The sequence below is a fragment of the Pseudofrankia asymbiotica genome (assembly GCF_001983105.1).
Classification (GTDB): Bacteria; Actinomycetota; Actinomycetes; order Frankiales; family Frankiaceae; genus Pseudofrankia; species Pseudofrankia asymbiotica.
The window spans coordinates 32,169-45,411 of the sequence record NZ_MOMC01000044.1 but is presented as its reverse complement, the minus strand read 5'-3'; the positions used below and the strand labels follow the sequence as shown (position 1 = coordinate 45,411).

Sequence of the window (13,243 nt, the reverse complement as noted above, 5' to 3'; positions counted from 1 at the left end):
CGCGCGGCGCCTCTCGTCCTGAGGAACGTGCCTCAGGCGGACCGACCGCGGTGCCGCTCTGATGCCTCCGTCTCGCTGGCGGGGCCGGCCTGGTGGCCTCGGCGGCCGCGGGCGACCTCGGTGGCGAGGGCGTCGAGCGGCTGGGCGAACGGCGCCAGCGGGTCGGCGAGCAGGGCGGCCAGCCAGTCTCGCGCGGCGTCGAGGCCGGCCTGGTCGAGGGCGTAGTACCTGTGGGTGCCCTCGGCGCGCACGGTCACCAGCCCGGCCGCGCGCAGCACCTTGAGGTGCTGCGAGACGGCGGGCTGCGAGATCGGCGCCCGCGCTCGCAGCGCGGCGACGATCGTCCCCACGGGCTGCTCGCCGGTGGCGAGGAGCTCGAGGATCTGCCGGCGGGCCGGTTCGCCGAGCGCCTCGAAGACGCCGTCCACCTAGCTCCCGGCGCTCTCGGTTTCGCCTGTCTCCGGCGTGGCGTCCGTGGCGGCGGTCTCCTTGGGAGCGGCATCCTTGGGAGCGGCGTCGTCGGGGACGACGGTGTAGAAGGTCGCGGTGCGCGCGGCGGCCTCGTGCGCCGCTCCCGGCTCGTCGCCGTCGCTGACCGCGGCGTCGGCCCAGCCCGCGGCCGAGTGCCGCACGAACTCGACACCGTCCGGCGAGACGGTGAAGGCCGCGGCCTCGGCCGGGTCGACCGGCACCCCGGTGTCGAGGTACAGGCCGAGGCCCATCAGGCCCAGGTCCCAGCCGACTCCGACGGCGCCGGGACCGAACTGCTTCCAGAAGTCGGGGTCGACGGGCGACTCGTGAACCAGCTCGAGAACGGTGCCGCCTCCGGCCGGTGTGAGAGTGACGTTCAGCCACGACACCGTGCCGCCGAACTCCCAGGTCACGGCGAACGACGCGGGCTCGTCGCAGCGCTCGACGATGCCGCCGGCGTTTCCCTCGAGCTGGTAGCGGCCGCCCAGCGCCAGCTCGCCGCTGACAGGCAGGAACCAGCGGGGAATGCGGTCGATGTTGGTCACGGCGTCCCAGAGATCGGCCTGGTCGGTGCGATACGTCCGGCGGGCCACGGCGATCTTCGTTGGTGTTCCATTCCGGGAACCACTGCGGACCTCACGGGCGACCAGTCCGGCGGTGGCGACGGGATCGATGGTGTTCATGGCTCGACTATATAAGTCGCTACTTATCTATTGGCCGGATGGGTGGAACGGGCCCCGGCGCGCCGCACCGGCCGACTCGACCCCGCCCTGCCCCGCTTTGACCGCGCGAGGGACTGGTCAGGGGRCCGCGTCTGGGTCGGTCAGGGCTTTCGGGCCACACCGGCCAGCAGCCAGTCGGTCTGAGGGCTGTCGTCGCCCGCGGGATGCCATTGCCAGGGCCGGACGATGCCCGGCTCGACGAGCTCCAGCCCGGCGAAGTAGCTCTCGATGGTGGCGCGCGGGCGGAAGAGCATGGGCGACGTCGCGGCCTTCATGACCGCCGCCGTCCTGGCGACGGCGCCGGCCGGCGGGCCGTCCGACGTCATGTGCGAGAGCAGGAGGTATGAGCCCGCCGGGACCGCACCCATGATCTTCGCGACGATGCCCGCCGGGTTCTCGTCGTCCCGCACGAAATGGAGCACGGCGGCCATGAGGACACCGACGGGCCGGGAGAAGTCCAGAAGCGTGGCGGTGTCCGGATGAGTGATGATCGTTTCTGGGTCGCGTGCGTCCGCGGTGATGATGGTCGTCGAGTTGTCGTGGGCCAGCAGCGCGCGGCCGTGCGCGAGCACGATGGGGTCGTAGTCCACGTAGACCACCCGGGCCAGCGGGTTGACCGTCTGGGCCACCTCGTGCACGTTTCCGGCGGTCGGCAGGCCAGTGCCGATATCGAGGAACTGGTCGATCCCGGCGTTCGCGAGCCAGYGGGTCCCGCGTTGCAGGAACCGCCGGTTCTCCCTGGGGACATCGACCGCCGCCGTCTGGCCGATCGCGGTGGTGATCGTGGCGACCGCCTGACGGTCGACCTCGAAGTTGTCCTTGCCGCCGAGCAGATAGTCGTATATCCGCGCGGGGGTGGGTCGGTCCGTCTGGATGGCGAAGGCTTCGGGGGGCGGCTGCGGCTCGGGAGCCGCCGACGTGAAGTTCCAACCTGACATCGCGCGCCACCAGTTCGGATCGGCGCCGGTGGTTCCGGCGGTTTCGCTGGGTAGGTGCTCGTCGCACCTTAGCGGCACCAGCGCCCGCTATAAAGGCGCTGGCGACTGAATTCGTTCTATAAGTTACGATGCGTGAAGATTTCACTAACTGATTTCACTGCCTGTAAGGCTGCGTTGGTGACCGTGTTATAGCCGCCCGGTCGACGGCCGGAGTCGAGTAGTCGTCTCGCCGACCACCGGCGCCGGCGCCGGCGGTCGGCGGCGGTGGTCGGTGGCGGCGGCGGTGGTCGGCGGCGGTGGTCGGTGGCGGCGGCGGTGGTCGGTGGTGAGCCGGGATTCGGCGTCAGGAGCTGGCGAGGAGCTTCTTCTGGACCTTGCCCATGGCGTTGCGGGGGAGGCCGTCGACGACGCGGACCTCGCGGGGGCGCTTGTGGACCGAGAGCTGTTCGGCGACGAACGTGGACACGGCGTCCGGGTCGACCGGTGCCGTGCCGTCGCCGACGACGTAGGCGACGATCCGCTGGCCCAGGTCGGCGTCCGCGACGCCGACGACGGCCGCCTCGGTGATCGCGGGATGCGCGAGCAGCGCCGCCTCGACCTCGCCGGCCCCGATCCGGTACCCGCCGCTCTTGATGAGGTCGACGGAGGTCCGGCCGACGATCCGGTGCCAGCCGTCGGGGTCGATGACCGCGGCGTCGCCGGTCCGGAACCAGCCGTCGGGCGTCCAGCTGGCCGCGGTCGCCTCCGCGAGGCCCAGGTAGCCGTCGAACAGGGTCGCGCCGCGGACCTGCAGCTCGCCGACGGACTCGCCGTCACGCGGCACGTCGGCGACGTCCCCACCGCCAGGCGGGCCGAGCGGCGCGGCGGCGCCGTGGGCGCTGCCCGCGACGTCGGTGGCATCGGGGATCGATGCCAGGCGGGTCGCCACGGTGGGCAGCGGCAGGCCGACCCAGCCGGGCCGGCGCTCGCCGTCGGCGCGAACCGCCACCGTGATCAGGCTTTCGGTCATCCCATAGCGTTCGACGGGTACGAGCCCGGTGAGCTCGTGCAGCCGCCGCGCCACCGGGACCGGCAGGGGCGCGCTTCCGGAGACCAGCAGCCGGGCCCGGCCGAGCGTCGCCGCGGCCGCCGGGTCGTCGCAGACCCGTGACCAGACCGTCGGCACGCCGAAGTAGAGGCTTCCACCGTGCCGCTCGGCGGCCGCCGCGTAGTCGGCGGGGCGTGGCCGGCGGGTGTGAACCAGCGGGCTGCCGACTCGCAGCGCGCCGAGAACCCCGAGCACCAGTCCGTGTATGTGGAACAGCGGCAGCCCGTGGACGAGCACGTCGTCGGGCGTCCATGCCCAGGCGTCCGTGAGCGCGTCCAGGCAGGCGGCGATCGCCCGCCTGGACGTCACGACCCCCTTGGGCGCCCCGGTCGTACCGGATGTGTACATGACCATCGCGGCCGTGGCGGGATCCGGCTCCGGGAATGTGCTGGCGGATCGGCGGGCGGGGTCGATCGGCACCACCGGCAGCCCGCGGCCGTTGCCACCCGCCGCGCCGTCCTCGGCGGGCGGCTCGCCGAGCCACAGCTCGGCTTTGGAGTCCGTGAGGATGTGCGCGCGCTCCCGCGGGCCGGCGTCGGCTGGCACCGGCACCACCGTGACGCCGCCGAGCAGGCAGCCGACCATCCCGACGACCGTGGGCAGGCTCGCCGATCCTGGCACCGCCACGACCCTGGCCCCGGAGACCTCGTCGGCGACGGCCGCCGCGGCGGCCCAGAGCTCCCCGCGCGGCAGCGCCTCGCCCGCGATCCGCACCGCCGTTCGGTCGGCCAGCCCCCCGGTCGCCGCGACGTCGTCCGCGGTACCAAGCAACTGGTGAATGTTCACGCGGTACCTCTTCCCATTCCAGTTCGAGTTTCAGTCCGCCGCCGGCGCGAGTCGCGAGGGCTCGCGGCGGGCGGAATCCATCGTGCACTGTCATCGTGCCCGGATGCCGAGGTGCCCGCGCCCCCCCGGTCGGCTTGGACTGGCCGGCTTGGGCTGGTCGGCTCGGGCTCAGCGGCGGTCGCGGTGGCGGTAGCCGGGCAGGAGGGCCTTGAGCAGGGCGTTCGTCTCGGGCTCGGCTGGACGGTTCTGCGGGCGGCGCCCACGCGGCAGGCTGACGCCAGGCCGCGGCGCCGTCACGGCGGGCAGTGCCCGGTACATCTCGGCGGCGACGGCCTCGAGGGTGCGGCGGTCGCCGCGGGCGGCGACCGTGCGCAGCAGGTCCCGCCAGAGCGGCTCGGCGGCGGGGACGGCGCGAAGCCCGGTTCGGCACGCGGCCATCGCGGTCGCGGTGTCGCCCGCGTGCAGGCTGCGCTCGGCCAGGCGGTGGGCGACGTCGACGACGGCGGCGCGCAGGCCGGCCTCAAGCCCGGTCGAGCGCAGCCAGCCGTACCTGCCAGCCGGGAGATCCGCCAGGAGCGGCCCGGTGACCAGGCCCAGCGCGGCCGCCAGCTCCGCTTCGGCCCCGCTCCCGACCGTGGCGATGCCCGCGCCGCCCGAGGCGGCGCTCGGCGGCTGGCCCGCGCGATGAGCGTGGGCGGCGAACGCCCACCAGTCACAGCGGACGTCCCGGCCGAGACGCAGCCGCCCGTCCTCGCTGATGATCAGTCGGGGGTGCCCGGATGGGCCCGTCCCGAGCCAGTCTCTGGCGTGGCCGAGGGAGGCCGCGGTGACGACGTCGGGAGCGGCCCCGCCTGAGGCCGCGCTCCTGGCGCTGTCCGGCCGCAGCGCCGCCGCGAGTGCCCGCGGATGTGCGCCGTCCGGGTGCAGGGCCAGATAGACGAGAAGCTCTGTCAACGGCTCGACCTGGTCGCGCGCCACCGGTCCCGGCGCATAGACCGTGGGCCGGCCGAGCACTCGGATCTCCGCCTCCCTCGGGTCGGCGAGCTCGGCGGGTGGCGTGGCGGACGCGTAGGGGAGATGGAGGGGCGAGACCGGCCCCGTCGGGGAGGGATGTGTCCCGGGGCCGGGAGGCCCGGCCACTCGGTGCCGCCGCCCGAGCCCTGGCGGGGGCGCGTCGCGCGCAGGCGTGTCGTCCGGGGGCGGGGGTGTGCGATGACGCACCGTCGGGACCAGGATCGACAGCGGCCGTCTGGCCGGCGGAGCGTCGGGAAGTCCCGTGGGCGGGGGAGTGGTGGGGCCGCCCGTCCTCGGCAGCGTGCGCGGCGCGTCGGGCGACGTCGAGCGCGGGTCGGTGGTCGAGCGCGGGTTGGTAGTCGAGTGCGGGTCGGTATCGGTCGGACCGGTTGCGCCCGGCGCCGGGGGCGGTGGGCGATCCGGGCCGGGTTGGGCAGGCGGACCAGTCGGGCGCGGCGGTGGCTGGCTGGCACCGGATGGCGCGGCTGTCGCTGGACCAGGAGCTGTCACGGCCGGCTCGCGCACCATCGCCGGGCCCGGTCCCGGCAGAACACGCGGATCAGGGGGAACACGGGGATCAACCAGGCGGGGCGGTGGCCCGCCGGTCCGGGAGGGGACGGTCGTGCCGGGATCGGCCGCCGCCACAGGCAACGCCGACGGACCGGCGGGTGGGCTCGCGGCGGGCAGTGTCGGCAGGAACGGTTCCGGGGGGATGAACGTGTCAGGCATGGTCCGCGGGCCGCTACCGGGGATGACGGGCCTGGCGGCGGTGGCCGGCCCGGCGGCGAGGGGTGTCTGACCGCCCGGACGGCCCGGACCGGCGCGGTCCTCCTCGTCGTCCTGCCGGCCCACGGTCGGTGGCGGGAACGAACCGTCCTCGCCGGCCGTGGTCGACGGGCCGCCGGGTGCGCCGCCGTTCTGAGAATCGCTGTCCTGGGGGTTGTCGTCCTGGGAGCCGCTGTGTGGGGAGTCGTCGTCCAGGGAACGGAACAGGTCGACGAGTGCGGCGTGCTGCGCGACGGGCAGAAGCTGCGCCGTGACCTCGATGCCGAGGACGCCCAGCGCGAGCCGGCCGTCCTGGCTGGCGGTGAAGACCCAGCGGGCCGCCGCCATGTCGCCGACGACGACCACGCCGACGGCCTGGCCACGCCCGCGCGCGAACCGTGCCAGCCGGGCGGTGTCGGCCTCGTCCGGCGGGCTGGCCAGCACCAGCAGGTCCGGCGCCCACAGCGCCTGCGTCCTCGCCTCCCGCCGGCCGTGCAGCACGGCCGTCGCGTCCGAGCCATCCCAGGGCACGCCCGTCGCGTGGGCCCGCCGCTCCTCGTGAGCCGCGAGCTCGGCCAGCGCCTCGCCGACGGTCGCGACCGTGCGCAGCCGGTCCGGCGCGACCGCCGGCGGGTCGTCCGGGAACCCGATCAGGTGAATCCGCAGGTCGTCGGACCACCGGTTGGTGGCCAGCTCGACGGCGATCGACATCGCGATCTCCCGGCCGCGCGCCTGGTCACCGCCGATCGCGATCACGCCTGGCGCGCCCTCGATGTCGACGAGGATCCTCGCGCCGTTCCCGTTGTGCCCGACGGTCGCGAGGCCGGGGAAGGGCGCCGGGACCGCGGGCGGGATCGTCTCGTCGGCACCGGCCGGCAGCGCGCCGGGCGTCTCGGGGGGACGCTCGATCCGCCATGTGCCGGGCGCGCCGCCCTTCCACCACGGTGCTGGCGGTGGGTCAAGCGGCGCCGGCGCGAGGTGCAGGATCAGCGCGTTGTCGGTGAGCGTCGCCGCGAACACCGGCGGCAGCGGTCTGCCCTCGGCGGCCAGTCCCGCGGACAGCAGCCGGGTCGCGCGGTCGAGGAAATTCGCGGCGTCCACGTCGGCGGCCAGCCGCAGCGCCTCGCGGACCGAACGGTGCCGGGCGGCCAGCGTCGACATGCGCCGCCTGGCCAGCGCGGCCAGCAGGCCGGCGGCGAGCAGCGACCGCCCACCCGGCCCGCGCCGCGGCTCCGCTCGGCGCGTCACGGGTTCGGCGTCGTCGACCGGCGGCGGTTCCGGACGGCTCGGCGCCTCCCCACCGCCGGGCCACCGGCCTGGCACCCCCGGCCCGGTCGGCCGGGCACGCCGGCCGTTCCTTCGCCTGCCCACACCCCCGAAGGCCACCCGCGACCCTCCTTCCCGCCGTCTGATCACTTTGCGTCGTTGTTGTGCGTGCCGACAAGAGGTGTTGTCGCCTGTCCCATCCGAAAACCGAGTAGTTGGCCCTTTCACTCCGACCTTCCGTGATGTCCGCACGTCTCCGGGGTGGGTTTGGTTGTTTTGGTGCCGCCGGCCGGACGTGTCGACGTGAGTCGAACCTCTATCCGRCTGATCGGCGAGATCGGCGCGGAGGCGCATCCGGTGGGGGAGGCCTAGCCGGCGCTCTGGATGTCGTCCTGAATCTCGCCGAGCCGGGTGCGCAGCCGGCCGAGCTGGGTGTGCAGGTCAGCGAGCGCGCGCTCGTATGCCGGCCAGATAGTCGAGCGGAACTCGGTGGCCGTGCGGCCGTCCCAGCAGTCCGGGTCGGTGAGCACACCCGCGTGCCGGCGCAGGTCGTCGAAACTCCTCAGCAGTGGCCCGTTGACGAGGGCACCGAGCCCGGCGACCGCGGCGACGGCCTCCGGCGTGCTCCGGACGGTCCCATCCGAGGCGGACATGCGTATCTCCTTGGGTGTCGAGAGGCCGGAGGCGAGGATGGCGTCGAGGAGGGCCTGCGCGCGTGGGCTCAGGCGCCCGCGTCGGCGATCCGGCGGTTGATCTCGGCGATGGATCTGGCGAGCTCGTCGAGGTTGGTCCGCAGGTTCGTCAGGGTGGTCTCCACCTCCGGCCACACCTGAGCGCGAAAGGTCTGGGCTTTGGGGCCTTCCCAGTTCCTCGAGTCAGCCAGCGTGCCGCCGTGGCGGCTCAGGTCGGTCGTGATCGCGGCGAGGCCGTGCAGCTCGCCGCCGAGGCCGCGGGCCGCGGCCTGCGCCGCCGGGGTCGTCACCGTTCTCATGGGTCGGCTCCTTCGCCGTCGCGGGGAAAGGGGGTCCGGCTGTCCGCGCCTTGGTCGACGTCCGGGGCGGGCAGCGGGGCGAGCCTAGGTGATCTAGGCGGGCCTGTGATTCGGGGGTGAGACCCCCCGATCTGGACCTCGCCGGACGTGACCGGGACCGGGACCTGGGCTGGGACCGGTGCCGGCATGCCGCGCCGGATATACAGCCCCCGCCCCGGGGGACGGGCACCGGCGACCGAGCGGGAGAGCCGCCGGCCGAACAGCTCGCCGTCCGCCGGTCCGCCGGGCCAGAGCAGCAGGCCGCACCCGGAGCGGCGCACGTCGACCAGGAACCCGCGGAACTGGCCGAGCAGATCGTCGGTCGTCCCGGCCGCGACCAGCGCGGACCGGGTGTCGCGCGCCCGGCGCAGGAAGTCGGCGAGCCCGGCGGCCAGTGGCGTGTCGGCGAGCAGCTCCGCGTCGTCGACCAGCACGACCGTCGGTTCGTCGTCGTCCCGGCCGACATGCCGCGGCAGCCGGGCCAGGTCACCGGCGTCGGCGGCGGCGTCCAGCGGGGGGCCGAGCACGCCGCGCGCCCCGGCCAGCCCGCGCAGCGGCGAGGGCCGCGGCGTGACCAGGACCAGCCGGGTTCCGCCGGCGAGCAGGGTCGTCGCCAGGGTGACCAGAGCGGTGCTGCGCCCGGATCGCGCGGGCCCGGCGATCGTGAAGCCGGGGCCGTCCTCGGCCAGGTCCACGATCAGCGGGCCCAGCTCGTCGCCACCCACACCGATCAGGCCCCGCAGCGGCGTCAGCGGTGCCAGCGATGCCGCCCCCGCCGTGCCCCCTGTCGTGCCCACCACCGTGCCCGGCGTCGGGCACAGCGATCCCGTGAGCGCCGCCGCTTCAGCCAGGGTGATCCGTGGCGGCAGGGCATCGATCCGCATCGGCCGGCGCTGGTCGGTGCGCGGGCCGGTCGCCGGGCCGGGCGGCACGCCATCCCGCGCCGCGGCCCACACGCCGATACCGGCGAGCGCGGCGACCTGCGCCTGGCCGGACGGGTCCGGGGTGAGCAGCGCGACCTGGGTCTCGACCGCGGCGTTCTCGTCGGCGTCGCCGAGCCGGAACCCGCGTCCCGGCGGCAGCCCGTCCGGCACGGCCGAGCCCGCGAGGCCAGCCAGCGGATAGTCGCCCCGGTCGGCGAGACGCAGCACCAGCCGGTTCTCGATCGCGGACGCGATCCGGCCGGTCAGGCCGCGGCGGTCGGCGCTGACGACCACCCGCAGGCCGACCGCCGGGCCTTCGCGCAGCAGCCGCGACAGTTCGTCGACGAACCGTCCCCCGTCGAGGTTCTCGAAGGCGGCGAGGAAACCCTCGAACCTGTCGAGCAACAGCACCAGGTAGGGCAGCGCGGCGGCCGGCTCGGCCGCCCGCTGCTCGCCGAGGTCCGCGTATCCGCGCCCGGCGAAGGCCTCCTGCCGGGCGGCGACCTCCGCGCGCAGCCGGTCGAACAGCCGCTCCACCCGCTCGGGCGCGTCCGCGCTGACCACGGCCCCGGTGTGCGGCAGCGCGGTGAGCGCCAGCAGCGCGTTGTTACCGCAGTCGAGGCCGAACAGGTGCGCGTCGCGCGACGGTACGGTGGCCGCCAGCGCGCCCGCGAACGTCCGCAGCACGGTCGACCGGCCGGATCTCGCCGACCCGACGACCAGCAGGTGGCCGTACCTGTCCAGGTCGATCAGGTAGGGACGCTGGTCCTGGTCGTCCGGGAAGTCCGACAGCCCTATCGGGATCGGGGCCAGCCGCGCGTGAGCGCCTGGCGCGCCGCGGGCGGCCGGCGAGCGTGCCGAGCCGGCGAGCAGGCCGCCCAACGTGACGAGCGATGGCACCGGCGGCAGCCAGGGGCCAGGTTGCCGGGGCACACCGGTCAGCTCGGCCGCGGCGCGCACCGCGCCGACGAGCAGCCGCAGGTCGCTGACGGCGTCGTCGTCCGCGACCTGCGCCGGCCGGCGGGGAGGCGGCATGCCCAGCACGGCCCAGGGCAGCTCGACCACCCACGGCCTCCGCGCGACCCCGCACCCACTTCTGCCTCCATCCGTCGCCAGGCCGGGCGACGGCGATCGGCCGCCGACCCGGCCCGCCTGGAACGTCACCAGCGACGCGTGCCCGAGACGCGCGAGCGCCCGCCCCGGCGTCGAGCGGGCGATCCACGCGGCGTCTGGGGCATCGAGAACGTCGGCGCTCTCGCCGGCGTCGGTCATCCGCAGCCCGATCCGCAGGTTGGTGTTCGCCCTGATCTCCGGCGAGACCGCACCGGCGGGCCGTTGGGTAGCGAGCAGCAGGTGGATGCCGAGTGACCGGCCGCGCTGCGCGATGTTCACCAACCCGGCGACGAACTCCGGCAGCTCCCTCGCCAGCGAGGCGAACTCATCGATCACGATCACCAGCCGTGGCAGCGGCGGTAGCGGTGGCAGTGCTGGGAGCTGCGGCACCGCTGGCAGTGCTGGCAGTGGCCGCGGTGACAGTCGTGGCAGCCGGCCGGCGGCATCGGAGGCACCCAGGCGAGAAAGACCGGCGAGGCGTTCGTACTCCTCGAGGTCCTTCGCGCTGGCGTCGGCGAGTACGCGCTCGCGACGCCGCAGCTCGGCGTTCAGCGAGGCGAGCGCCCGCTCGACCAGATGGCTGTCCAGATCGGTCACGAGGCCCACGCAGTGGGGAAGGTCAACGCAGTCCGCGAAGGCGCTTCCGCCCTTGTAGTCGAYGAGCACGAAGGTGAGCGCGTCCGGCCGGTTCGCCACGGCCAGCGACGCGACGATCGACTGCAGCAGCTCCGACTTTCCCGAACCGGTCGTGCCGGCGATCAGCCCGTGTGGCCCATCTCGCCGCAGATCCAGCGTGAACGCCCCACTCAGGCCGACGCCGACCGTGAACGAGGTGTCCCCGCCGAGTCCGGTCGCCCAGCGGGCGGCGAGGGCCGCCGCCGTCGGGGGATCGAGGCCCAGGACGTCGAGCAGCCGCGCCGCGGTGGGCAGCGTCGACTCCTCCCGCCGGCCGCCACCGACGTCGCGCAGCGCCGCGAGCCCACGAGCCACCCGTTCACACCAGGCCGCCGCGCCGCGCACGGAGACCGTCTCGCCGAGCGCCTGGCCGGACGGGTCCAGCGCCGCCGCGGTCGCTACGAGGTCGGGCCGGACGTCGTCGACGGCCGCGGCCTCGCCCGCCTGGCTGACCCGCAGCCCACCGGGGGCCTCCTCCACCACCGCCTGGCATTCGGCGGGCAGTAGCCGGACGTCACGGTCCAGGCAGATCGAGTACACGCCGACGGCCGGGCCGTCGCGTAGCACCGACACCACTCCGGRCAGTGCCCGCAGCGCGCGTGCCCCGTCGAGGATCACGAGCACGTCCGGCTCCCCGGGGAGGGCGACCGAGCGCCCCGGCAGGCCGGCGGGGGCGCCGCCGCGGGAAGAGGGGGCAACGAAGCTGCCGCCCCGGCTCGCGGTCCTCGCGGCGACCAGCTGGGTCAGCTCCTCGATCCGGCGCACCCTGCTGGCGTCGTCCAGGCCGACCCTGACGACGGCGGCGGCGTCCTGGTCGCCCGCCTCAGCCGGCGGGCGGGTATGAGGCAGCCAGCGTGTCCAGTCCCAGTCCGCTGTGCCGTCCGCGTCCGGCCAGGTCAGCAGGTAGACGACCAGGTCCAGGGGGCTGTGCAGGACGGCTGCCTGGGCCAGCAGCCAGCAGCCGATCACCCGCGGCAGCTCGCCGCGGCCGGCGACGCCGAGCACACCGCGCTCCGCGAGCGCCACCGTGACCGGGACGTCCGGCACGGTCCGGCTCCATTCCCATGGCCGGTGCCCGCCGTGCGGGCGCTGCTCGGCGGGATCCTCGACCGTCAGCTCGCTCGGCAGGTCGGCGGTGCCGAGCCGCAGGCGCAGGTAGTCCGGATCGCCACGGCGCCGTTCCCACAGCCGCCGCCTCGGCCCGACCGCCGTGAGCAGCACCTCGGCGGGGTCCGGCGCGCTGGCGCGGCGCGCGGCGCACTCCCGGACCAGCGCCGCCTGGATCTCGCCCTCCGTACCGGCGAGCTGGCGCCGGTACTCGGCCAGGCCGCGGCGGTACTCCCGGCGGGCTCGCCGGCCGCCGCTCAGATGCGAGGCGACCAGTCCCAGCGGCGCCAGCAGCGCGAGCAGCAGCAGGTAGTAGATGTGCAGGGCGAACGCCATCGCGCCCGCGCCCGCCGCTGGCAGCAGTGCCCCAAGGATCGGTACCGGGCGGCGCTCGGGCCGCGCGGGTATGGACGGCAGCCGGAAACGGACGTCGGGCCGCGGCGATGACAGCCGGGGCGGCCGGTTCACGTCGAGCCGGTGCCCGTCCGCGGCCGGCCGGGTCGCCAGATCCGGCGGCCTCGCGACCACCACGGTCAACAGCACCGCCCCCACCGCCAACATCGGCGCGGGCCGGAGCGGCGTGCCGCCGTCGCGACCGCCGCCCAGGTTCGCGGCGCGGCCCTGGGCGGCGCCGTCCCCATAGCGGCCGTCCCCATAGGGGGGGCCGTCGTCGCTGTGGCTGTGACTGTCGCTGCCGCCGGCCACGCGGCCGCCGAGGCCGGACTCGTCGTGCTCGGCGTGCTCGGCGACGAGCGGCAGCGGCAGCAGCCGCCCGGCCGCGGGCAACGGCTCCCCGTCGAGGAGAACCTCGTCGAACTCGTCGCCCACCCCCGCCGGGAGCACCGCGCACGACCCATCCGCTCCGACGACGAGCATCATCGCCACGCCCGCGACCGTCGGGTCGTCGAGCGTCACGGCGCAGTCCGGTCCGGTGCCGATCAGGAACTCGCCCGGCCCGAGCCGATGCACCACACCGGCTCCCGGCCCGCCGACGACCCGAGCTTCCACCAGCCCGACGGGCTCGCCCACCGCGGGGCACCCCGCCGCCGACCCCAGGCTGACCACCGCGCCGTCGACCAGCGGCGACTCCCACAGGCCAAGCCGCCCGTCCACCGCGCACCCGCCGACGAACACCTCGACGCCGCCCGCCCCGCCGCGGACGCGGCCGGCGAGCGCCCGCCCCACCTCCCGGACAGGTGTCTCCTCGTCCGCCTCCAGCATGACGTCCCTGCTGACCCCACGGACCGGATCAACGACGGTCAGTACTACTCGCATGCCGCGCAAGGTACGTCCAGAACACCGCGAACCCCACCAGGCCGGGCATCCCGCCAACGCGCGGCCACTTG

General features: G+C 75.1%; 8 protein-coding genes. All 8 read right to left on the bottom strand.

Annotation, left to right across the window (positions count from 1 at the left end; genetic code table 11):
• Positions 1–32: 32 nt before the first annotated feature.
• Positions 33–428, bottom strand: coding sequence for an ArsR/SmtB family transcription factor (locus BL253_RS21470; protein WP_076818927.1), 396 nt, complete (start codon positions 426–428; stop codon positions 33–35).
• Positions 429–1,154, bottom strand: coding sequence for an SRPBCC family protein (locus tag BL253_RS21465; protein WP_076818926.1), 726 nt, complete (start codon positions 1,152–1,154; stop codon positions 429–431).
• A gap of 140 nt (positions 1,155–1,294) precedes the next feature.
• Positions 1,295–2,131 (bottom strand): SAM-dependent methyltransferase, encoded by an 837-nt coding sequence (locus BL253_RS21460; RefSeq protein ID WP_076818980.1) that lies wholly within the window; start codon positions 2,129–2,131, stop codon positions 1,295–1,297.
• A gap of 343 nt (positions 2,132–2,474) precedes the next feature.
• A complete protein-coding gene (locus BL253_RS21455) occupies positions 2,475–4,004 on the bottom strand; it encodes an acyl-CoA synthetase (protein WP_096336056.1) in 1,530 nt (509 codons plus the stop codon).
• A gap of 168 nt (positions 4,005–4,172) precedes the next feature.
• Positions 4,173–7,031: an AfsR/SARP family transcriptional regulator gene (locus BL253_RS21450; protein WP_131831538.1), complete on the bottom strand. Its 2,859-nt coding sequence runs from the start codon at positions 7,029–7,031 to the stop codon at positions 4,173–4,175.
• Positions 7,032–7,417: 386 nt separating this feature from the next.
• Positions 7,418–7,702, bottom strand: a complete 285-nt coding sequence (locus BL253_RS21445) for a hypothetical protein (RefSeq protein WP_076818924.1) — start codon at positions 7,700–7,702, stop codon at positions 7,418–7,420.
• Positions 7,703–7,770: 68 nt separating this feature from the next.
• Positions 7,771–8,040 (bottom strand): pyrophosphorylase, encoded by a 270-nt coding sequence (locus tag BL253_RS21440; protein WP_076818923.1) that lies wholly within the window; start codon positions 8,038–8,040, stop codon positions 7,771–7,773.
• Positions 8,037–13,172 carry an FtsK/SpoIIIE domain-containing protein gene (locus BL253_RS21435; protein WP_081438536.1) on the bottom strand — a complete coding sequence of 1,712 codons (5,136 nt, stop codon included), beginning with the start codon at positions 13,170–13,172 and terminating at the stop codon, positions 8,037–8,039. The genes BL253_RS21440 and BL253_RS21435 overlap by 4 nt, the downstream gene beginning before the upstream one ends.
• Between the last annotated feature and the right edge of the window lie 71 nt (positions 13,173–13,243).

Excerpts from the sequence above, each read along its gene's own strand:
- BL253_RS21445 (WP_076818924.1), bottom strand. The coding sequence starts at position 7,702 with ATGTCCGCCTCGGATGGGACCGTCCGGAGCACGCCGGAGGCCGTCGCC.
- BL253_RS21465 (WP_076818926.1), bottom strand. The coding sequence starts at position 1,154 with ATGAACACCATCGATCCCGTCGCCACCGCCGGACTGGTCGCCCGTGAG.
- BL253_RS21440 (WP_076818923.1), bottom strand. The coding sequence starts at position 8,040 with ATGAGAACGGTGACGACCCCGGCGGCGCAGGCCGCGGCCCGCGGCCTC.